The organism is Caproicibacterium lactatifermentans (assembly GCF_013315815.1).
GTDB classification, from domain to species: domain Bacteria; phylum Bacillota; class Clostridia; order Oscillospirales; family Acutalibacteraceae; genus Caproicibacterium; species Caproicibacterium lactatifermentans.
The window spans coordinates 1307707-1328893 of sequence record NZ_CP046051.1 but is presented as its reverse complement, the minus strand read 5'-3'; the positions used below and the strand labels follow the sequence as shown (position 1 = coordinate 1328893).

The 21187-nt window shown below is 47.6% G+C and carries 19 protein-coding genes and 1 pseudogene; 16 read left to right on the top strand and 4 right to left on the bottom strand.

Features of this window, described 5'->3' with window-relative positions:
* Positions 1–103 precede the first annotated feature (103 nt).
* The 15 genes and pseudogenes from GJQ69_RS06470 to GJQ69_RS06400 all read left to right on the top strand — a co-directional run.
* Positions 104–1189 (top strand): carbamoyl phosphate synthase small subunit, encoded by a 1086-nt coding sequence (locus GJQ69_RS06470; protein ID WP_086036831.1) that lies wholly within the window; start codon positions 104–106, stop codon positions 1187–1189.
* Positions 1186–4404, top strand: coding sequence for a carbamoyl-phosphate synthase large subunit (carB, locus tag GJQ69_RS06465; RefSeq protein WP_086035519.1), 3219 nt, complete (start codon positions 1186–1188; stop codon positions 4402–4404). Before GJQ69_RS06470 ends, carB begins: the two co-directional genes overlap by 4 nt.
* Before the next feature lie 82 nt (positions 4405–4486).
* On the top strand, positions 4487–5191 hold the full coding sequence (gene purC, locus GJQ69_RS06460) for a phosphoribosylaminoimidazolesuccinocarboxamide synthase (protein ID WP_174193305.1): 705 nt from the start codon (positions 4487–4489) through the stop codon (positions 5189–5191).
* A 46-nt stretch (positions 5192–5237) separates the two neighbouring features.
* Entirely contained in the window at positions 5238–6689 is a 1452-nt protein-coding gene (gene purF / locus GJQ69_RS06455; RefSeq protein ID WP_086035521.1) for an amidophosphoribosyltransferase, read from the top strand.
* 17 nt (positions 6690–6706) lie between these two features.
* Positions 6707–8137: an adenylosuccinate lyase gene (gene purB, locus GJQ69_RS06450; RefSeq protein WP_086035522.1), complete on the top strand. Its 1431-nt coding sequence runs from the start codon at positions 6707–6709 to the stop codon at positions 8135–8137.
* A 164-nt stretch (positions 8138–8301) separates the two neighbouring features.
* Positions 8302–9579, top strand: a complete 1278-nt coding sequence (locus GJQ69_RS06445; RefSeq protein ID WP_086035523.1) for an adenylosuccinate synthase — start codon at positions 8302–8304, stop codon at positions 9577–9579.
* An 82-nt stretch (positions 9580–9661) separates the two neighbouring features.
* Positions 9662–11203 (top strand): glutamine-hydrolyzing GMP synthase, encoded by a 1542-nt coding sequence (guaA, locus tag GJQ69_RS06440; RefSeq protein WP_086035524.1) that lies wholly within the window; start codon positions 9662–9664, stop codon positions 11201–11203.
* Between the two features lie 863 nt (positions 11204–12066).
* Positions 12067–12399: a hypothetical protein gene (locus GJQ69_RS06435; RefSeq protein ID WP_157658912.1), complete on the top strand. Its 333-nt coding sequence runs from the start codon at positions 12067–12069 to the stop codon at positions 12397–12399.
* A gap of 77 nt (positions 12400–12476) precedes the next feature.
* Positions 12477–13061, top strand: a complete 585-nt coding sequence (locus GJQ69_RS06430) for a hypothetical protein (protein WP_174193304.1) — start codon at positions 12477–12479, stop codon at positions 13059–13061.
* Between the two features lie 336 nt (positions 13062–13397).
* Positions 13398–14084 (top strand): hypothetical protein, encoded by a 687-nt coding sequence (locus GJQ69_RS06425; RefSeq protein WP_174193302.1) that lies wholly within the window; start codon positions 13398–13400, stop codon positions 14082–14084.
* A gap of 1 nt (position 14085) precedes the next feature.
* Positions 14086–14880, top strand: coding sequence for a DUF2705 family protein (locus tag GJQ69_RS06420; RefSeq protein ID WP_086035528.1), 795 nt, complete (start codon positions 14086–14088; stop codon positions 14878–14880).
* Positions 14877–15524, top strand: a complete 648-nt coding sequence (locus tag GJQ69_RS06415) for an ATP-binding cassette domain-containing protein (protein ID WP_086035529.1) — start codon at positions 14877–14879, stop codon at positions 15522–15524. The genes GJQ69_RS06420 and GJQ69_RS06415 overlap by 4 nt, the downstream gene beginning before the upstream one ends.
* A complete protein-coding gene (locus tag GJQ69_RS06410; RefSeq protein ID WP_086035530.1) occupies positions 15521–15895 on the top strand; it encodes a hypothetical protein in 375 nt (124 codons plus the stop codon). Before GJQ69_RS06415 ends, GJQ69_RS06410 begins: the two co-directional genes overlap by 4 nt.
* Before the next feature lie 19 nt (positions 15896–15914).
* Entirely contained in the window at positions 15915–16214 is a 300-nt protein-coding gene (locus GJQ69_RS06405) for a hypothetical protein (RefSeq protein ID WP_086035531.1), read from the top strand.
* 393 nt (positions 16215–16607) lie between these two features.
* Positions 16608–16697: pseudogene (locus GJQ69_RS06400) on the top strand (MerR family DNA-binding transcriptional regulator); the annotation flags it as partial.
* Between the two features lie 157 nt (positions 16698–16854).
* Here the strand turns inward: GJQ69_RS06400 and pdxT are convergent.
* From pdxT to GJQ69_RS06385, 3 genes are all read right to left on the bottom strand, one after another.
* Positions 16855–17436 carry a pyridoxal 5'-phosphate synthase glutaminase subunit PdxT gene (gene pdxT, locus GJQ69_RS06395; RefSeq protein WP_086035533.1) on the bottom strand — a complete coding sequence of 194 codons (582 nt, stop codon included), beginning with the start codon at positions 17434–17436 and terminating at the stop codon, positions 16855–16857.
* A 15-nt stretch (positions 17437–17451) separates the two neighbouring features.
* The gene (pdxS, locus tag GJQ69_RS06390; RefSeq protein WP_086035534.1) at positions 17452–18324 is read right to left on the bottom strand and encodes a pyridoxal 5'-phosphate synthase lyase subunit PdxS; all 873 of its coding nucleotides are present in this window, start codon (positions 18322–18324) and stop codon (positions 17452–17454) included.
* 169 nt (positions 18325–18493) lie between these two features.
* Positions 18494–19384: a LysR family transcriptional regulator gene (locus GJQ69_RS06385; RefSeq protein ID WP_086035535.1), complete on the bottom strand. Its 891-nt coding sequence runs from the start codon at positions 19382–19384 to the stop codon at positions 18494–18496.
* A 151-nt stretch (positions 19385–19535) separates the two neighbouring features.
* Between GJQ69_RS06385 and GJQ69_RS06380 the strand changes: the two genes are divergently transcribed.
* Positions 19536–19868, top strand: coding sequence for a hypothetical protein (locus GJQ69_RS06380; protein WP_236849658.1), 333 nt, complete (start codon positions 19536–19538; stop codon positions 19866–19868).
* Positions 19869–19943: 75 nt separating this feature from the next.
* On the opposite strand, the gene GJQ69_RS06375 is transcribed toward GJQ69_RS06380, so the two are convergent.
* Positions 19944–21173, bottom strand: a complete 1230-nt coding sequence (locus GJQ69_RS06375; RefSeq protein ID WP_174193298.1) for a DHHW family protein — start codon at positions 21171–21173, stop codon at positions 19944–19946.
* Positions 21174–21187 lie beyond the last annotated feature (14 nt).

Genomic DNA, 21187 nt, shown 5'->3' with positions numbered 1-21187 from the left:
TCTGTCCGCGGTAAAGAACCTTTGCCTGCGGAAAAAGCTTGAGGATGTCTTCTGCGAAAATTGTTAAGCAGAATTGAATTTTATAGAAATGGCTGGTGATTTCATGAAAGGACTGCTGATGCTGGAAAATGGGGCGACCTTTGCCGGCACCGGTTTTGGCGATGAACACGATATCTTATGTGAAGTAGTGTTCAACAGCGCCATGTGCGGCTATCCGGAGCTGCTGACGGACCCCTCGTATGCGGGACAGGGAGTCGTCATGACGTATCCCATGATTGGCAATTATGGCATCTGCTATGAAGATGCAGAATCTGCAAAACCGTGGCTGCGGGCTTATATTGTCCGCTCCGTTTCCAATGTGGCAAGCAATTTCCGCTGCGACATTGACCTGAACAGCTATCTTACGGCACATCATGTGCCGGGCCTGCAGGGCATCGATACACGCGCGCTGACACGTATTCTGCGTGAAAGCGGCACCATGCGCGGCATGATTGCCTATGCCGACCGGCTGGAAGACATTGACCAGCAGGCAATGAAACAGAAGATTGCGGCTTATCGGCTGGAATCCTGTGTACCGCAGGTCAGTGTACGGGGAGGCAATGTGTACGGCGACGGTGCGGTGAAAGTTGCGCTGATGGACTATGGCGTTAAGAGCAACATCATTCGTTCCCTGGTGGCGCACGGCTGTACCGTGAAGTGTTTCCCGTGGGACGCTGCCTTCGAGCAGGTGATGGAGTGGAAGCCGGACGGCATCATGCTCAGCAACGGCCCGGGCGACCCCAAAGAGTGCAAAAAAGCGATTGCGGAATTAAAGAAAGTATATGCGGCGGATGTGCCGACCTTTGCCATTTGCCTGGGACATCAGCTGATGGCGCTGGCACAGGGCTTTGACACTTATAAGCTGAAGTATGGCCACCGTGGCATCAATCATCCGGTCAAGGACCTTGCGACCAACCGCGTTTATATTACGTCCCAAAACCATGGCTATGTTGTAGATGAAAAGACAGTGGACCCGGCAGTCGCCAGCATCAGCTTCGTCAGCATGAACGACGGCAGCATTGAGGGCCTGCGTTATAAGAATGGCCGGTGCTTCTCTGTGCAGTTCCACCCAGAAGCCTGCGGCGGCCCGCGTGATACGGCATTCTTGTTTGACCGTTTTATGAAAGTACTTGGAGGTGAGCGGCTTTGAGTAAACGTCCGGAAATTAAAAAAGTCATCATCATTGGGTCCGGCCCTATCGTGATTGGACAGGCGGCCGAATTTGACTATGCTGGCACACAGGCGTGCCGTGCCCTGCGGGAAGAGGGCGTGGAAGTCGTTCTAATTAACTCCAACCCTGCTACCATTATGACGGACAAGCAGATTGCCGATAAGGTCTATATTGAGCCGCTGACAACGGATACAGTCAAAAAAGTCATCATCAAAGAAAAGCCGGACAGCATTCTGCCGACACTCGGCGGACAGAATGCCCTGAACCTGGCAGTGGAACTGGAGGAGTCCGGCTTTCTGAAAGAGCACCATGTTGAGATGATTGGTACTAGTGCCAACACCATTCGTATGGCAGAAGATCGGGAACTGTTTAAAGAAGCCATGGAGCGCATTGACCAGCCCTGTGCGGACAGCGCGGTGGCGGAAGACTTGGACACCTGCTTTAAGATTGCTGACAAGATAGGCTATCCGGTTGTTGTCCGTCCGGCGTACACGCTGGGCGGTAGCGGCGGCGGTATCGCTGCCGACAAAAAAGAGCTGGAAGAAATCGCTACCCTTGGCCTGCAGCGCAGCCGCGTGCATCAGGTACTGATTGAACGCAGCATTGCCGGTTGGAAAGAAATCGAATACGAAGTTATGCGTGACCATAACGGCAACTGCATCACTGTGTGCAACATGGAAAACCTGGACCCGGTCGGTGTGCATACCGGCGACTCCATTGTGGTGGCACCCTGTCAAACACTGGAAGATAAAGAAACACAAATGCTGCGCACAGCGGCTTTGGATATTATCACGGAATTGGGCGTAGAGGGCGGCTGTAATGTACAGTTTGCATTAAATCCAGACAGTTTTGAGTATAGCGTCATTGAAGTCAATCCACGTGTCAGCCGTTCCTCTGCTTTGGCAAGTAAAGCAACCGGCTACCCGATTGCAAAGGTGGCCAGCAAGATTGCACTGGGCTATACGCTGGATGAAGTTAAGAACGCCATTACCAAAAAGACGTACGCCTGCTTTGAGCCGACACTGGACTACTGTGTCGTTAAGATTCCAAAGTGGCCGTTTGATAAATTTATCGGTGCCCGCCATACGCTGGGTACACAGATGCAGGCAACCGGCGAAGTGATGGGGATTGCCCCTAACTTTGAGATGGCACTGATGAAGGCTGTACGCTGCCTGGAGCAGAATCTTTACAGCCTGCGGGACCCATCACTGGCCAAGCTTTCTGATGAAGAAATCGTCAAGCGCCTGCACAATATTGACGACCGCCGTCTGTGGGTTTGTGCGGAAGCACTGCGCCGCCATGTACCCGTTCAGCAGATTCATGACATTACCAAAATTGACCTGTGGTTTATCGGCAAACTGCAGGCAATCGTCGAAACAGAAAATGATCTGCAGGCACAGCCGTTAACACAGGAACTGCTGCTGCACGCCAAAAACTTCGGTTTCCTGGACAGCACCATCAGTGAGCTTTGCGGAAAATCCGTGGAAGAAATCCGCAAGCTGGAGGACGACTGGAAGATTCATCCGGTTTATAAAATGGTCGATACCTGCGCGGCAGAGTTTGATGCCGAAACGCCATATTATTACTCCTGCTACGGCACGCAGAATGAATCCAGTCCCCGTTCTGACCGTAAGAAGATTATGGTCATTGGTTCCGGCCCTATCCGTATTGGACAGGGCATTGAGTTTGATTTCTGCTCGGTGCACAGCGTTTGGGCACTGCGTGACCTCGGCTATGAAACCATCATTGTCAACAATAATCCTGAAACGGTTTCCACTGACTTTGATATTGCAGACAAACTGTACTTTGAGCCGCTGACAGAAGAGGACGTCCTGCATATTGTACAACTGGAAAAGCCGGACGGCGCAGTGTGCCAGTTCGGCGGCCAGACGGCCATTAAGCTGGCAGCGTCCATTGAGCAGATGGGTGTTCCGGTGCTGGGCACTTCCAGTGACAGCATTGACCTTGCGGAGGACCGTGAACGCTTTGATGAGATTCTGAATGCCTGCCAGATTCCGCGTGCGGCAGGCCGTACCGTCTTTACCTGTGAAGAAGCTATTGCTGCGGCCCATGAACTGGGTTATCCAGTTTTGGTGCGCCCCTCCTATGTGCTGGGCGGACAGGGCATGCAGATTGCCTATACGGACCAGGATATTATCAATCAGATTGGCATTATCAATCGTATCGCACAGGAGCACCCCATCTTGGTGGATAAGTACCTGATGGGTACTGAAGTAGAAGTAGATGCAGTTTGTGACGGTACCGATTCGGTCATTCCCGGCATTATGCAGCATGTGGAACGTGCCGGCATTCATTCCGGCGACAGTATCTCGGTGTATCCTCCGATTAGCCTAAGCGAAGAGGCGCAGGAAACCATTGTTTCCTACACCCGCCAGCTGGCAAAAGCACTGCATGTAAAGGGCCTGCTCAATGTGCAGTTCATTGTCAAGGATGATCTTGTGTACATTATTGAGGCAAATCCGCGTTCTTCCCGTACGGTGCCGTACATCAGCAAGGTAACAGGTATTCCGATTGTCCCGCTGGCAGTCAATACTTTCTTCGGAAAGACGCTGCCGGAAATGGGGTATCGGTATGGTCTGCAGCGTCCGCACGATTATGTCGCTGTTAAAATGCCGGTGTTCTCCTTTGAAAAAATCCGTGAGGCGGAAATTAACCTCGGACCGGAGATGAAGTCGACCGGTGAAGTGCTGGGCATTGCCCGCACATTTGACGAGGCGCTGATTAAGGCATTTTACGGTGCAGGTGTACACCTCATTCAGAACGGCCGTGTCATCATCACCGTGAAGAACAGCGACAAGCCGGAAGTGCTGCCGATTGCCAAGGGCCTATATGACCTCGGCTGGACCATTTATGCTACGGCCGGTACGTCTGATTACCTGAACGACCACGACATTCCGACTATCCGTGTGTGTAAAATTGGGCAGGGAGAACGGGATACGCTTTCGCTGGTCACTTCCGGCAAAGCGGACCTCATTATCAATACACCCACTACAACCGCACAGCACAGCCGTGACGGTTTTACCATTCGGCGTGCCGCGGTGGAGTGCGGTGTTACCTGCCTGACTTCTCTGGATACGGCCAACGCATTCCTTACCTGCGCACGTCATGTGCAGACCACTCAGCTGAGTGTTGTGGATATTACCAGTGTCAACAGATTCCTGAATTTTGTCTGAACGGAACTCATTCCGTCAGACATTTCCCTTCGCCTTCCCGTAAATTTTATATAGATTTTCAAGCATAACGGAGGTATTTTTCATGGAAAAGACAGAACAGCTGTACGAAGGCAAAGCCAAAAAAGTTTTCGCTACGGATGACCTGGATTACTGCATCGTTTCTTACAAGGATGACGCAACCGCATTCAATGGCAAGAAAAAGGGAACCATCACTGGCAAGGGCGTTGTCAATAATAAGATGAGCAACTATATGTTCAAAATGTTGGAGAAACATGGCATCCTAACACATTATGTCAAGGAACTCAGCGACCGCGATACACTGGTGAAAAAAGTGCAGATTGTTCCGCTGGAAGTTATCATTCGCAATGTGGCAGCCGGCTCTTTCTCCAAGCGCCTTGGCGTGCCAGAAGGCAGCGTACTGAAGTGCCCAGTTCTGGAGTTCTGCTATAAGTCCGATGCTCTGGATGACCCAATGGTCAACGATTCCCATGTTCTGGCTATGGGCTGGGCAACCGAAGCAGAAGTGAACACCATTAAGGAAATGGCACTGCGTATCAATGAACTGATGAAGAAGTTCTTCCTGAGCGTCAACATTGACCTTATCGACTTTAAGCTGGAATTCGGCCGCTACAAGGGCCAGATTATTCTGGCGGACGAAATCAGCCCGGATACCTGCCGTTTCTGGGACGTTAAAACACATGAGAAGCTGGACAAGGACCGCTTCCGCCGCAACCTTGGCGGTGTGGAAGAAGCTTATGCCGAAGTTATGAAGCGCATTGGCCTGTAAAGCAGGGAGCACCTGCTTTGCTGACCTGACAAGGAGGGGAACCTTTTTGCTCAATGAATTTGCGTACGAACAGAAACCACATGAAGAGTGCGGCGTCTTTGGCATTTGCAGTCCGGACGCCTCCGTAAACGTCGCTTACGCTTCTTACAATGGTCTGCTGGCACAGCAGCACCGTGGACAGGAAAGCTGCGGCATTGTCACCAACGACCGCGGGGTTTTTTCTTCTTCCAAAAGCATGGGGCTGGTAACGGAGGCGTTTGACCAGCAGGTATTGGACAGCCTGCTGGGGCAAATGGCCTGTGCCCATGTACGTTATTCTACAGCCGGTGCCAGTGTGCGTGAAAACGCACAGCCGCTTGTTATGCGCTATATAAAGGGGACGATTGCCATTGCGCACAACGGCAACCTGACCAACGCCTACGAACTGCACGAAGAGCTGATACAGAAAGGCTGCATCTTCCAAACAACAATCGACACAGAAGCGATTGCTTATATCATTGCACAACAGCGCGTCACATCTTCTTCCATAGAAGAAGCAGTAATACGTACACTGCCGTACCTGCGGGGTTCCTATTCGCTGGTTGTTATGAGCCCGCAGAAGCTGATTGCCGCACGTGACCCCAACGGCTTCCGCCCACTGGTCATTGGCCGGATAGGGGAGAGGACCTACGTTTTCGCCTCTGAAACCTGCGCATTGGACGCCTGCGGCGCGACTTTTGTGCGGGACGTTGAGCCAGGTGAAGTTGTTATGGCGGACCGGGACGGTTTGCACGTTGTGCAGAAACCGACGGGACGGCACAAATCCCTGTGTGTATTTGAGTACATTTACTTTGCACGGCCGGACAGCGTCATTGATGGTATCAATGTCTATGAAGCGCGCAAGCGTGCGGGCTGTCTGCTGTGGAAGCAGAAACCTGTGGATGCTGATGTAGTCATCGGTGTGCCGGAATCCGGTATTGATGCGGCGATTGGCTATGCGGAAGCCAGCGGAATTCCTTACCAGAAGGGCATTGTTAAGAATTCTTACATTGGCCGTACGTTCATTAAACCAACACAGGGAGAGCGTGAAAAGAGTGTTCGGCTGAAACTGAACCTGATTCCACACGCCTTCCGTGGCAAGCGTGTGGTGTTGTTGGATGACTCCATTGTGCGCGGGACAACCTGTGCACGTTTGGTCAGTGTCCTGCGGGACGCGGGTGCCAAAGAAGTACATCTGCGCATCAGCTCGCCGCCGTTCCGGTGGCCCTGCTATTACGGCACGGATATTCCGGACAAGGACTGCCTGATTGCCTGCCAGCATACAGTTGAGGAAATTGGCAAAATGAGCGGTGCTGACTCGATTGACTACCTGCGTGTGGAAAATCTTGCGCCTATGCTTGGTGTAGAGGGCGGCTTCTGTGACGCCTGCTTCACCGGACATTACCCCGCGCCAATACCGAATGTTTCCGTTGCGGATAAAATGTATGATTATACCAAGCCTATCCAGCGGGTAAAGTAAAAGGAGGAACTCTGCACTTGAAAGATACGTATGAATCGCCGCTTTCTGCGCGGTATGCGGACAAGGAAATGAAATATCTGTTTTCCCCGGACAAAAAATTCCGTACTTGGCGGCGGCTGTGGATTGCGCTGGCTGAGTCGGAAAAAGAACTGGGCCTTTCCATTACGCAGGAGCAGATCGATGAAATGAAAGCGCACCGGGACGATATTAACTATGACGTTGCGGAAGCCCGTGAAAAAGAAGTCCGTCACGACGTTATGAGCCATGTTTATGCGTTTGGCGTACAGTGCCCAAAGGCAGAGCCTATTATCCACCTCGGTGCCACTTCCTGCTATGTTGGCGATAATACTGATATTATTATTATGACGGAAGCATTGCAGCTGGTTGAAAAGAAGATTGTCAGCGTGCTGCGGGTGCTGGCGAAGTTTGCTGAAAAGGAAAAGGACCAACCGACACTGGCATTTACGCATTTTCAGCCGGCCCAGCCAACTACAGTCGGCAAACGCGCTACACTGTGGATGCAGGACCTTCTGATGGACTTGGAAGATGTGCGCTACCAGCTGAGTAAGGCAAAGCTGCTGGGCAGCAAGGGAACCACCGGTACACAGGCAAGCTTTCTCGAGCTGTTTGACGGGGACCATAAGAAGGTAAAAGCGGTGGACTGCAAGATTGCGGAAAAGATGGGCTTCTCCGGTGTTTTCCCGGTTTCTGGTCAGACCTACTCCCGCAAACTGGACAGTCAGGTGCTGAATGTCCTTTCTGGTGTTGCCCAAAGCGCGGCGAAGTTCAGCAATGACATTCGCCTGCTGCAGCATTTGAAAGAGGTGGAAGAGCCGTTCGAGAAAAAGCAGATTGGCTCTTCTGCGATGGCCTATAAACGCAATCCTATGCGCAGTGAACGTATTGCGTCCCTTGCCCGCTATGTCATTGCCGATGCACTGAATCCGGCTATGACGGCTTCCACACAGTGGTTTGAACGTACATTGGACGATTCCGCAAACAAGCGAATTTCTGTGCCGGAAGCATTCCTGGCAGTGGACGGTATCTTGAACCTGTACCGCAATGTTGCGGACGGTCTGGTCGTATATCCAAAGGTGATTATGCAGCATTTGCAGCGAGAACTGCCCTTTATGGCAACAGAAAATATCATGATGGACGCTGTCAAGCGCGGCGGCGACCGTCAGCAGCTGCATGAGCATATTCGGCAGCATTCCATGGCGGCCAGCAAGGTTGTCAAGGAAGAGGGCGGGGAAAACGACCTTCTGCAGCGCATTGCGGATGACCCGATTTTTGGTGTCACACTGGAGCAGCTACAGGAAGTGGTGAAACCCGAAAAGTATGTGGGGTGTGCACCGCAACAGACAGAAGAATTTTTGAAGGAAACCGTGGCGCCGGTGCTGGCACAGTATGCGGAGTTTCCGGACGATGCGGTGGCCATAACGGTTTAATGGTTTACGAAAGATGATTTATGTGGTAGAATAAATTCTGTTCTGCTTCGTTAAATAAGCCGTGGACGGAGCAGTGACAGAGGCCGGATCCCTGTGTTCAGGAAAAGGACCATACTGTTACTTGTCAAGTGGCTGCAGCGGCGCAGCTGGATAGGAGTACTCTTATGGTAAAAGCTATTGTTGGCGCAAACTGGGGCGATGAGGGCAAAGGAAAAATCACCGATGTGGAAGCAGAGAAAGCAGATCTTGTTGTCCGCTTTCAGGGTGGCTGCAATGCGGGTCATACGATTGTTAACCAGTATGGAAAATTCGCACTGCATCAGCTGCCTTCCGGTGTCTTTTATGACCACGTCACCAATGTTATCGGCAATGGCGTAGCGCTCAGTCCGGAAAAACTGGTACAGGAAATTGCCGGTTTGGAGTCCCGCGGTGTGCCAAAACCGCACGTGGTCGTTTCTGACCGCGCGCAGGTTGTCATGCCGTATCATATTCAGCAGGACACCTTTGAAGAGGCGCGTCTGGCGGGAAAGTCTTTTGGCTCTACCAAAAGCGGCATTGCGCCTTTCTATTCGGATAAATATGCGAAAATTGGTTTTCAGGTAGCGGAACTTTTTGACGATGAAGCCAGCATTCGTGAAAAGATTGACCATGTGCTGTCGATTAAGAATGTCCTTTTCCGTGAGCTGTATCATCAGCCGGAACTGAAAGCGGACGATGTTTATAATCAGCTGATGCAGTACAGAGAAATGCTGGAGCCTTATGTGGCGGATACATTCTCACTGCTGCATGAGGCGCTGCAGGGTGGAAAGACCATTCTGCTGGAAGGCCAGCTTGGCTCTTTGAAGGACCCGGATTGGGGCATTTACCCCATGGTTACCTCCAGCTCCACGCTGGCGGGCTATGGTGCGGTTGGCGCCGGTTTGCCGCCGTATGCCATTCAGGATATCATCACGGTTGTAAAGGCATACTCCAGCGCGGTTGGCGCCGGCGAGTTTGTCAGTGAAGTCTTTGGCGATGAAGCAGACGAGCTGCGTCACCGCGGCGGTGACGGCGGAGAGTTCGGTGCAACAACTGGCCGTCCGCGCCGTATGGGCTGGCTGGACCTTGTGGCTACCCGTTATGGCTGCCGTGCGCAGGGCGCCACACAAGTTGCCTTTACCGTGCTGGACGTGCTGGGATATCTGGACGAAATCCCGGTGTGTGTTGCCTATGACCTGAACGGCAAGCGTATTGAGTCCTTCCCGCCGACACCACTGCTGAAACACTGTAAGCCGATTTACGAAAAGCTGCCCGGCTGGAAGTGTGACATCCGTGGTATTAAGAAGTATGAGGACCTGCCGGAAAATTGCCGCAAGTATATCGAGTTTGCGGAAAAAGCGGTCGGTGTGCCTTTTAAGATGATTTCCAACGGTCCCAGCCGCGATGACATTATCTACCGCTAAATTTTATAAAATCGAAGCGTCAGCACAGGGCAGAACCGGGTGCTGACGCCCTTTTATTTCAAAAGAGAAAGGGGCTATCAGGATGGTAAAGAATGAGGCCGTACTGGTGCTGGATTTTGGTGGCCAGTACTGCCAGCTCATTGCACGCCGTGTGCGTGAATGTAAAGTTTACTGTGAAATTAAAAGTTATAAGACACCTGTTACCGAACTTGCTAAAAAGCATTATAAAGGGATTATTTTAACTGGCGGACCAAAGTCCGTGTATGATGAAAAATCCCCGCACTGTGACAAAGCGCTTTTCGAAATGGGCGTTCCGGTATTGGGTATTTGCTATGGTGCTCAGTTAATGGCTTATACTTTAAACGGTAAAGTCAGCAGCAGCGAAGTGCGTGAATATGGAAAAACGCCGTTTCAGGTTAAAAATCTGCAGAGCCCGCTGATGCAGGAAGTGCCGGAAACTTCGGTTTGTTGGATGAGTCACACAGACCACATCAGCGAGGTGCCGGAAGGCTTTGAGACCATCGCTTCCACAAAGACCTGCCCGATTGCGGCCATGGAAAATCGTTCAGAAAAACTGTATGCTGTGCAGTTCCATCCGGAAGTGGAGCATACTGAATATGGTCAGCAGATTCTGCGCAATTTTCTGTTTCAGGTATGCGATTGCAGCGGGGACTGGATTATGTCTTCCTTTATTGAGCAGACTGTTGCAGATATTCGTGAGAAGGTCGGCAGCAAGAAAGTGCTCTGTGCGCTTTCCGGCGGCGTAGACAGTTCCGTTGCGGCGGTACTGATGCATAAAGCAATCGGCAAAAACTTAACCTGTATTTTTGTGGACCATGGTATGCTGCGCAAAGATGAGGGTGACCAGGTGGAAACTGTTTTCCGGAAACAGTTTGATATGAACCTGATTCGTGTCAATGCCGGCCCGCAGTTTTTAGAGAAACTGAAGGGCGTAACGGACCCAGAAAAGAAACGCAAAATTATTGGTGAGGGTTTTATCCGTACCTTTGAGATGGAATCCCGTAAATTGGGAAAGATTGAGTTTCTCTGTCAGGGCACCATTTATCCGGACGTTGTTGAAAGCGGCACCGGGGATGCGGCGGTTATCAAAAGCCACCACAATGTCGGCGGTCTGCCGAAAGATATTGGCTTTGAAGGCATTATTGAGCCGCTGCGGAACTTGTTTAAGGATGAAGTACGGGAAGTCGGCACACAGCTGGGCATTCCGGAAAACTTAGTCTGGCGGCAGCCGTTCCCGGGCCCAGGACTCGGCATTCGTATTCTCGGGGAAATCACCGCTGAAAAAATTGCAGTTCTGCAGGAAGCGGATGCTATTTTCCGTGAAGAGGTAGCGAAAGCGGGGCTGTCTAAAAAAATTAGCCAGTATTTTGCAGTGCTTACTAATATGCGCAGTGTTGGCGTTATGGGTGACGGACGTACGTATGATTATACGATTGCACTGCGCGGTGTTACGACCAGCGATTTTATGACTGCGGACTGGGCACGTATTCCATATCCTGTGCTGGAGCGTACCTCCGACCGTATTATCAATGAAGTAAAAGGCATTAACCGGGTGGTTTATGACATTACCAGTAAACCTCCGGCCACAATCGAGTGGGAATAACAAAACGAAACCCCAAAAGCCTTGTTCTTTCTAGGCTTTTGGGGTTCTTTTTTGTTTGTGAGTGCATTTTGAGTACACTTAATAGCAAATTACAACTTAACAGTGGTGCCATGATGTATCAAGATAAACAGATGCTTCTTTTTCAAACTCCCATTTTTCTAATAAAGTTTTAATAGATTTATCATGATTGCAGCGGAACTTTCAAAAATGCTTAATGTACCAGAAAGCCATGCATATAAAATTATTTGGAGCATGAATACTGAAATTAGAAAAGCAGGTTGCAACGGTATTGCTGTTCAGCTTTGCCATTAAAAAAGTCCAGTATAGCTGTCAATTGGAAAAAGAGTGGGTTTTACTGATTCTGTTTGTTAGACTAATCTTATTTGTTATGGTCAATCTTGTACGTAGCAATTTGGAAAAGCAATTGTTTTCACAGACGGATATTTTAAGCCGGTTTGCTCTTCTTGTACTACTTTGCCTTATCTTTTATATCATCCAAAGCATACGCCATTGACGCAATTATAGCGGTCGGTGATTTATCACAGAAAAAGCAAATAAGCTTCGGCATGGCGTTGGATTGAAAAATGTGCAGATGGTCGTCGATAAATATATCATGGAGATTTATCTTACCTGGACAGGATACATTTGGATTTTTAGTGCCTTTTTCGGATTATTCAGCAAAAAATCTACCAATTATTACAATCTGGCTTGAAATGGAAAAATTGGTGGTATAATATTAAAGAACAATGGTAGAAAGATGCGTTGAAAGCATGGAATGAAAGACTTGCGGATGAACTTGCTCCGAAAACGTTCCGTACAGAAGAGAAAAAAAGAATCTACCAATACGGGACTTCTCTTTTTAATTGGCGGTGTACGCTGCTCCTGCTTTTGCGGGAAGTGACGGTTGGACAAACTGTGAACTGAAAGAATGGCGGACACCAAACACTTTGGTTATTGCACCGGTTAGCGGGCATTATGAAAAAGGGGTTGGTGCAGTTTCAGATGCGTATTTGAATGACAAGCTTGATTGGAACAAAAAAATATATTTGGATATATATCAACTTGTTTGCAATGAACGTGTAGTAGATACATTTACAATGGGAAAAGGATCGGGGCATGCTCATTATAACTATCCCTGTGTTAAAAATCTAACACTCCATTATCCGGAACGTGTGATTTCGGTTAATTTAATGTAGTAGCTTGGAAGAGAGAAATTGCTTACAGGCAATTCCTCTCTTTATGCTTATAAATGCGCTTTTATGGGAGGAATTTTATGTTACGGCAAGAATTGAAACGAGATTTTAAAGACATGATGCGATGTAGAGAATTTTATTTTGCATTGTTGCTGTCTTTCGCACTTATTTTTGGTGTGCTTTTCTTTTGTCTATTTTCATTTTATAAAACCGATGTTACATATTTAAATCCAGCTTATGTTTACTGGGGACCGAATGGGACTGGTTTTTATTGGGGCGATAGTTATGGGGGAAATACATTTCCCAATTCAATTATGAATCAAGTCTTTGTGAGAATGGCAATGCCTTTCCTTGCTGCATTAGCCTATGCATATCACAGCTTTGATGACCGAAAGAGCGGCGTTGCCAATGTGGTGATTCCAAGGGTAGGAAAGCAAAATTATTATCTTGGCAATCTGCTGACTTCTTTTTTAGGTGCATTTCTAATTGTGCTGATTCCACTGGTTTTGGAGCAGGTCGTTTTGTTGATTTGCTGCCCTGCTAGTACACCATATATGATTGCGGACAGACCATATATAGACAATTACAGCCATATGTTTGGCAATACAATTGGTGGCAGCTTTACCGCATTTCAGCTAAACCATCCGTATCTAAATAATATCTAAATAATTTTTTGTATTGCCTCGTTCCAGCATTAACATCTGGCTTGTTTGGAGTCGTTGCATTTGCTCTATCCTTATTTTTACGCAAAAGTCGCTTTTTAGTGCTGACTTTGCCGGGAATTGTGTGGATGGTTGTGGGTTTCCTGATTGGGAAGTTCAACTTTAAAATGGATCCCAGTTATGCTTTATTTGCAAGTGGCAACATTATGCTGTTTCCAATTGTTGCGGCGGTGCTTGCTGGAATTTGTGCACTACTTGTGGTGTTGTACAAGCGCTTTCAGAAGGATGAGTCGTTATGATAAAAAAATATCTAGAACTGCGAATTCGTGAGCGAAAGTTGTGGGCTATCGTAGTACTTTTGCCGCTCTATTTTTCCTTATTCCTTTATTCTCTGATTTATTAAATGCAGCAACTTGGGACGAAGGAAAATTTGTTTTCTTCGACGCTACTTATGAATCTGTTTTTGGAATGTGGAGCGTTGCATTTATTGAGGTTCCATTTTTTATTCTCTGCCTGCTTTTTAGTCAAGACTTTTTCCTGAATTCTGCTGTGCGTGTCCGATTTGGAAGCAATCAGAAGTTTTGGTGCCAGTGGTTGAAAGTGATGCTGTTGGAAAGCGCTGCTTATGTAATTTATCTGTATCTGTTGCTTTTCCTTCGACTGGCAGTTGCAGGCCAGTGGAGCGGTATGCGGGGACAGAGAACCTTTTTACTGCAGGGATTTATCCTGCAAGTGTTGACTTTTCTTTTGATGGATATTCTATTTTGCGCGATTACTTTTATTGGAAGAAATAGTGTATTAGGTGCTGCAGTAGTGTATGCATTCGTGTTGTTGGATTATGTGGTTTCATCTACAAAAGCACTTATAGACCTCAAATTCTTTTTGAAAACTATTTGTGTTGCACCACCTTTTATGGATGACTTTCTGCCAGAGTTGTTGTTGCTGGTTGGTTTGACGGTGGGGCTATTTCTATTACTTCCGGTAATGTCTGACCATGTGGACAGCCTGAAAAAAGAGGTATCCTAGTATGCGCCGAAAGAAATATTTACGTGATTTTTTAGAGTGTTTGGCAGCTGCGGCTCTGTTTTTATTTATTATGGTTCGCAATTTATCCACGGTGCAGGACAGCCATATGGAACAGTATTTTATACAGAATTTTATGGGTATCGTTGTTTATGGTACAGATATATCACAGGTTTTGTTGCAAATTGTCCCGGAAATTGTTGTCTTTTATATCTTTTCAGGCGTGTTTTTGGCAGATTACGAGATTAACTTTGTGTATGTTTTTACAAGGGTTGGCAGCAAGCAACGTTGGTTGCTGAAAAAAGCAGTGGAACTTTTAATGAAAGTTGTTGTTTTATGGTTGCTGATTTTTGTCCTCAGTTTTCTTTTTGGAACGGTGGGTGGATTCACTCTATCTTCGGAAAGTATGAGTATATATGGACGGCTGTTCTTATTTCAAACGGTGTCGATGTTTTTTATGCTGTTTGTTCAGAATTTTGCTTCGTTGTCGATTGGCAGAAGCAAATCTTTTTTACTGCTTCTAATTTTTTATGCTGCCAGTTTGGCACTGGGAGTATTATTTTATAATAAGAGTTCACAAATTAATTTAATTCTTTCATTACTGCCGCCCAGTAGCCAGATGTATATCTGGCACAGCGACAGCCCGCTTGCAAATCTTTGGGATAAGCCACTCAAGGGATTTACCACTGCTTTTTCTATGATATGGATGGCAGTTTTGTTTGTTGTTTCTTATGTCCTATCAGCTGTTATTTTACAGAAAAAAGACCTAATCGAACTCGTGAAAGGGGAATCTGCATGACCGCGATTGAGATTCAGAATATGTCAAAAACAATAAAAGGCCAAACAGTATTATCCAATATTAACTTAACGCTGGAGACAGGAGGAAGCTACGAATTTTACGGTCACAATGGCTCTGGAAAATCCATGCTGTTTCGTGCAGTTTCCGGTTTAATTCATCCAACAGAAGGCAGTGTTAAGGTGTTTGGAAAAGAATTAGGAAAAGAAATCTCGTTTCCTGAAAGTATGGGACTAATTATAGAGAATGTTGGATTTTGGCCTTATTACACAGGTTTTGAAAATTTGCAGGTGCTGGCGTCCATCCGCCACATTATTTCAGATGAGGAGATTAAAGAAAGCATTCGCCGTGTAGGATTGAACCCGGAGGACAAGCGCACCTATAAAAAATACTCGCTCGGTATGAAACAGCGTCTTGCAATTGCGCAAGTGGTAATGGAAAAACCAGAGCTAATTATTCTGGATGAACCAACAAATGCTTTGGACGAAGAAGCAGTGGAAGCCGTGCGACATTTGATTCGTGAGGAACAGAAACGCGGGGCAACTATTTTGATTGCAAGCCATAATAGGGAAGATCTTAAACAGATGTGCGACCAGTACTATAAAATGACAGATGGCAAATTGGAAGAAGGCGAACTGCAGGAATGAAGTGGAAATGGTATCTGATACCTGCGGCTCTATGCTTGGCTTGCGTCGTCTTTGCGGGAATCATTCGTTTTTCCTATACGGACAGTGTGAAAAATGAAATTTCTTCTTATCTTTATTTGCCGGTTACAGAAAAAAGTTGGGAAACAGTTTTTAAAGATGCAGGTGTGAAAAATACGAACGATTTAGTAAAGCAGGCTGATTTAATTGCACGAGTTCAATTCAATGGAGAACGACTGGTTCGGGATAACGGCTTATATTCAACCATTCATGTGCAAAAAATTTATAAGGGCAACATACAAAAGGAAGGGCAGAATATTATTTTAACAGAAAGTATGTCCGTCTTTCAAAAAACGAAATTTTTTAAATTGTAATATGCCAATGTGGATTCCATTGCAAAAAAATTCGGAATATCTTGTGTTGCTTAAAAAATTACCTTTTGATAAGGCAAGAAAACTGAATGATTTTCAACAAAGACAATATTATCCTGTTACAAACAGTCCTGCAGGCTGCTTCTTACTTGGAAGTGCAAAAAAGACTTTTTTATCAAGTGACAAGGATGCCAAAAGTCCGAATCTGCAGACACTGGCTGGAGAGTCCCTATTTGCTTCCAGCCAGCAACAGATTGATGAGTATTATCAAATAAAGGAGCAAGTACTCCAGGAACTGAAAATTGCCGAAACAGGAGCATGATATCTGTTTGGGTATCCATAGACAGTTGGTCCAGTCTATCGTTCCAGTTGTGAAGTACATATTAAGTGCATTTTTCTGATAATCGTTATTTGTAAAAGTACAAAAGGTTTATATGAGCACAAAAAATTATATATATCAATTGTTTGGAATCAGATTGGATTTTCAAACACCGAGTGGGAATCACAGCAGGAGACTTATAATTTAATATAGTTTATTTCAAATGACAGGTAGTCCTCGGATTATCTGTCATTTTTATATTATCCCGAAGCAGACTCTTTCTTTATTTTTAAAACTTTCTCTAAAACTATTGACTGTTACGTTACGTAATAGTGTAAAGTATGATGATGGTTTGAACATAACACGAGAGATGTAAAAAGATGGGGACAGTTGGAATTGAAAATAAACGAGGTTGCAAAGCTGACAGGTGTTTCGGTTCGCACTTTGCACTATTATGATGAAATCGGCCTATTTGTGCAAACTGAGCATATATTATAGTTAAAGCCGAAATCCCGGAGATTTCAAGGGATTTCAGCTTTTTATCATGCCAAATGCATATGGAAAATTTTATTCAAAGAAGTCCTCGGATTTTTTATCCACAGCAATGGTAAGGCGCGGCCTTTTACATGGAGAGAATTTTATTTTAGGAGGCTTTTTGTGCGGCCCGTCTGACCATGTCCAGAAAATATGCGTGCACACGTGTATCCGCGGTTAATTCCGGGTGGAACGCGGTGACCAGCATATTTCCCTGCTGTGCGGCAACGATTTTGCCGTTTACTTCGGCCAACGGCTGGGCGGCACCAAAGGTGCGGGAAATATAGGGCGCACGGATAAACGTCATTGGGATGCTGTCAATGCCAGCGAACGGTGCTACAGTTGTGAAGCTGCCCAACTGCCGCCCATAGGCATTCCGCTTTGCCGCAATGTCCATTCGGGAAAGACAGGTGGGTCCATTTTCCACCTGCTTTGCAAGCAGCAGCAGACCGGCACAGGTTCCGAAAATCGGTACACCGTGGTCAAGCTGTTCTGAAAGCGGCTGTTGCAGACCGAGTTCCAGCAGCAGTTTACGCATGACTGTGCTTTCACCGCCGGGAAGAATAAACCCATCAAAAGAATCGTTCATATCTGCACGCTGACGAATTTCACGGCTTTCCACACCCAGACGGTGCAGCATGGCACTGTGTTCCGCAAAAGCACCCTGCAGTGCAAAAACACCTATTTTCATTTTTACAGTGCCTCCTTATTTGCCGCGTTCCGCCATTAACAGCGCAATTTCATCTGCGTTAATGCCGACCATTGCTTCACCCAAGTCCGTGGAAAGTTCAGCGAGCATTTTGGGGTCCTTGTAATTTGTCACAGCTTTTACGATAGCAGAAGCACGTTTGGCAGGGTTGCCGGATTTAAAAATGCCGGAACCGACAAATACGCCTTCAGCGCCCAGCTGCATCATCAGCGCGGCGTCCGCCGGAGTTGCAATGCCGCCGGCCGCAAAGTTGACAACAGGCAGACGGCCGTTATCGTGTACCGAGCGTACCATACGGTAGGGGACCTCCAGCTGTTTGGCGGCCTCGTACAGTTCATCTTCCCGCATACTTTGAATGCGGCGAATTTCACTGTTCATTTTCCGCATATGCCGCACGGCCTGTACAACATCTCCCGTGCCGGGTTCCCCTTTGGTGCGAATCATGGAAGCACCTTCCGCAATGCGCCGCAGTGCTTCACCGAGGTCCTTTGCGCCGCAGACAAAGGGGACTTGAAACTTTGTTTTGTCGATATGATAGACATCATCGGCAGGGGAGAGCACTTCACTTTCATCGATGAAGTCTATTTCAATTGCCTGCAAAATTTGGGCTTCTACAAAGTGCCCAATACGCACTTTGGCCATCACAGGAATGGACACAGCCTGCTGAATGCTGCGAATCATTTTGGGGTCACTCATACGGGAAACACCGCCGGCGGCCCGAATATCGGCAGGAATGCGTTCCAGCGCCATCACCGCACAGGCACCAGCCTGTTCCGCAATTTTGGCCTGTTCCGGGGATGTAACGTCCATAATGACGCCGCCCTTCAGCATCTGTGCAAGGTCTTTGTTCAGCTCATACCGGTTTTCCATAGCTCTATCCTCCATTATTTTCTTTAATTGCATTATATTATACAAGAATCTGTACTGATTACAATACACAGAAGATAGAAAACAATAGGTAACAGTTCATGTACAGCGCCGAACCGTGAATATCCGCTGCAATCATCCATTTCATAGAAACGCTTCTTTTTTGATAGGGTCAGTGTTCTTCCGGCAGCATTTGTTTCAGTGCCTTTGCCGCCATGCTCAGCGGTCGGGCAGTATCTTCAATTAAGCAGACCGAACGGGTAGGAACCGGTTCCGTCAGCGGAATTTGTACAATGCGTTTCTGTGCGATTTCCGGCTCGGCTAGCTCCGCCGGATAGAAGCCAATGCCGAGGTCGTACTGCACCATCGGCAGTACTTGGTCCATTGTCGCGGCTTCTACATCTGCCTGTAGAGGAAGGCCGTACTCTGCGAACCAGTGCCGGTACAGTTCACGGGTGCCGGTGCCTTCTCCCAGGCAAATGAACGGGCAATCCAGCAGGTCTCGCAGGGAGTGGGGCTTTTTTGCCAGTTCGGCATACTGCGGTCCGCCGATGAGAACTTCCCGAAAAGAATAGAGAATGCCTTCGTTCAGCGGCTTTCGCACATCAGCTGGAGTTGTCACAACCGCAAAGTCCGCCAGCCCATTCTGCAGGGCGGCGACAGCCTGCGGCGTAGAGTGATTGGAAATACGCAGACGAATGCCCGGATACTGCCGGTGAAACCGCTGCAGCTGTTTCAGTAAAAGCAGGTGCAGTGCTGTTTCACTGGCGGCGATGGAAACAAGCCCGTGCTTCATGCTGTGTTCACCCGCCAGCTCCTGCTGTCCGGCGAGGAGCTGCTCATAAGCAATGGAAACGTGCGCGTACAACCGACGCCCCTCCGGCGTCAGCTTTGTTCCCTTGTTGGAACGAACAAACAGGGTGCACCCCAGCTGCTGCTCCAACGCGTTCATGCAGCGTGTGATGTTTGGCTGACTGTTGTGCATAGCCCGCGCCGCTCTGGTAAAGCTGTGGTATTGTGCCGCGTAGTAAAAAATGCGGTAATAATCATAAGTGATTTCCATAAGCATTTCCGTCCTATCCATATCAATATCATATAGAAGCAATAGCAAATATAGTTTTTACAGACTGCGCTGTGCTTAGTATAATAAAAAGTACAGAGAAATGCAAATGGGTAGCAGAGAGTCATCTTTGTGGCAAAAGGAGCGTAAATGAATGATTGACGTTGTGCAAATCTGTGAAATTGCGATGCTTTGTACGTTTGGGGTATCCTGGCCGTTTAACATTGCCAAGTCGGTACATTCCCGTACTGCAAAAGGCAAAAGCGTTTTGTTCGAGATTTTGGTGGTCACCGGCTATGGATTTGGCTTGTTCAGCAAGTTGTGGACATGGGCACAAGGCGGTCAGTTAGCCTATTCTGTATGGTTCTACCTTGCGGATATTGCTATGGTCTGTATTGACCTGGTTCTGTATGCCCGCAACGTAAAGCTGGATAAACTTCGTGATGCCGCTGAAGAAGAGGCCATGGAAATGGGCGCCGTGGAATAAATCAAATATTGCTTCTTCAATGCACAAAAGCCGCTCCCTATACAGAAGGGAACGGCTTTTGCTATATAGCACATTTTATTTTGCTGTCATCTTTGCGGAGGAAAGCACATCTGCAAGGTCGGTGTCCGCAGCAAATGTATTCAGATTGTAGAGGAACAGAACATCGGTAACATTTTCGCCGGACATGATTTTTCCGACGTTTTCGTAGTAATACCGCGGGTCTACCAAAATGATTTCCTCATAGTAGGGAGTTAGGAACTGCACGAAGCAGTTGGCATAGGAATCCTTAAACAACAGTAGGCATTTGCGGTTGTTGTTGGTAGTGTGAATGGTCACAAGCGGGTGGTTACCGCCCAGAAATACCGTGTATTTGTCTTTTGCTTTCAGCGCCGCGCTTTGGTAAAGGGAGGCGCTTTTTTTATGGCTGTCCTCATAGGTTACATAGTAGCTGTTTTCACTGTTTTTAGGTATGTACACCTCGATGCTGTCCTGATAATCGTAACAGCCGCTTTTGGAAGCCATGGTGCCCTCAAAACGGTTGGTAACCGTGTAGATGTCGCATTTTTTCGGTGGATTTTGTATGCCGAGGCCGCCTGCCATGGCGTGAAACGCATAACTTGCACCTAGGCTGGTCCAATGGTGGTCGGTGTGGTAATAAATATTTTCCTTCTTGTGTGCGGAGAGGGCACTGGTCACATCGGTAAAAGAAACCTGCTGATTCAGGTGTGCCTTGATGTTTGCGAGGTCCGCTTTTTGGTCCCGTACTGGTGCGTTTTTTGGCAGTTTGTCGGATAAAACGCAGGCGGCATTGGGCACAACTGTCATGTGCATATGAACGCTGTTGTATTTTTCGGCAAAAGAATTGATAGCATCTATGCTTTTCTGCACCGCGCTGTTATCCGGTTCCGCCGGCTTTTCCATCAGATAGCCGTCTTTTCCGAGGTATACGCCGTTGGATTCCTGTACACCTTTTATCCGGTCCTGCTTCAGTTTGAATGTAATCCAGCCATCCCTGCCGAAGAACTGGTCTGAAACGTAGGACTGCAGCCCGGTGGTATAGCTGCCGTCTAATAGGCTCTGTACGGAAAACTTCGGCCATTCTGCCAGATTCCTGTTTTCGTTTACGGAAAAGCTTTTATCAGGCACTACAAGGTTTATGATTACTGTCAGCAAAACCACCACAAGCAGTGTCATTCCGGTTAAAATGGACAGACGTTTCTGCAGCAGTGCGCGCTTTTTCTGCGTTGCCCGACGCCGTGTTTCAATGGTCTCCTTCCCGGAGGCTTCTGTATCACTATCAATCATTTTTATAGCCTCCT

Bases quoted from the DNA above. Each gene is read 5' to 3' on its own strand.
- GJQ69_RS06385 (WP_086035535.1), bottom strand. From the start codon at position 19,384: ATGGAAATCACTTATGATTATTACCGCATTTTTTACTACGCGGCACAA.
- GJQ69_RS06470 (WP_086036831.1), top strand. From the start codon at position 104: ATGAAAGGACTGCTGATGCTGGAAAATGGGGCGACCTTTGCCGGCACC.
- GJQ69_RS06430 (WP_174193304.1), top strand. From the start codon at position 12,477: ATGTTACGGCAAGAATTGAAACGAGATTTTAAAGACATGATGCGATGT.
- GJQ69_RS06420 (WP_086035528.1), top strand. From the start codon at position 14,086: ATGCGCCGAAAGAAATATTTACGTGATTTTTTAGAGTGTTTGGCAGCT.
- pdxS (WP_086035534.1), bottom strand. From the start codon at position 18,324: ATGGAAAACCGGTATGAGCTGAACAAAGACCTTGCACAGATGCTGAAG.
- pdxT (WP_086035533.1), bottom strand. From the start codon at position 17,436: ATGAAAATAGGTGTTTTTGCACTGCAGGGTGCTTTTGCGGAACACAGT.
- GJQ69_RS06410 (WP_086035530.1), top strand. From the start codon at position 15,521: ATGAAGTGGAAATGGTATCTGATACCTGCGGCTCTATGCTTGGCTTGC.
- GJQ69_RS06415 (WP_086035529.1), top strand. From the start codon at position 14,877: ATGACCGCGATTGAGATTCAGAATATGTCAAAAACAATAAAAGGCCAA.
- GJQ69_RS06375 (WP_174193298.1), bottom strand. From the start codon at position 21,173: ATGATTGATAGTGATACAGAAGCCTCCGGGAAGGAGACCATTGAAACA.
- guaA (WP_086035524.1), top strand. From the start codon at position 9,662: ATGGTAAAGAATGAGGCCGTACTGGTGCTGGATTTTGGTGGCCAGTAC.
- GJQ69_RS06445 (WP_086035523.1), top strand. From the start codon at position 8,302: ATGGTAAAAGCTATTGTTGGCGCAAACTGGGGCGATGAGGGCAAAGGA.
- GJQ69_RS06380 (WP_236849658.1), top strand. From the start codon at position 19,536: ATGATTGACGTTGTGCAAATCTGTGAAATTGCGATGCTTTGTACGTTT.
- purC (WP_174193305.1), top strand. From the start codon at position 4,487: ATGGAAAAGACAGAACAGCTGTACGAAGGCAAAGCCAAAAAAGTTTTC.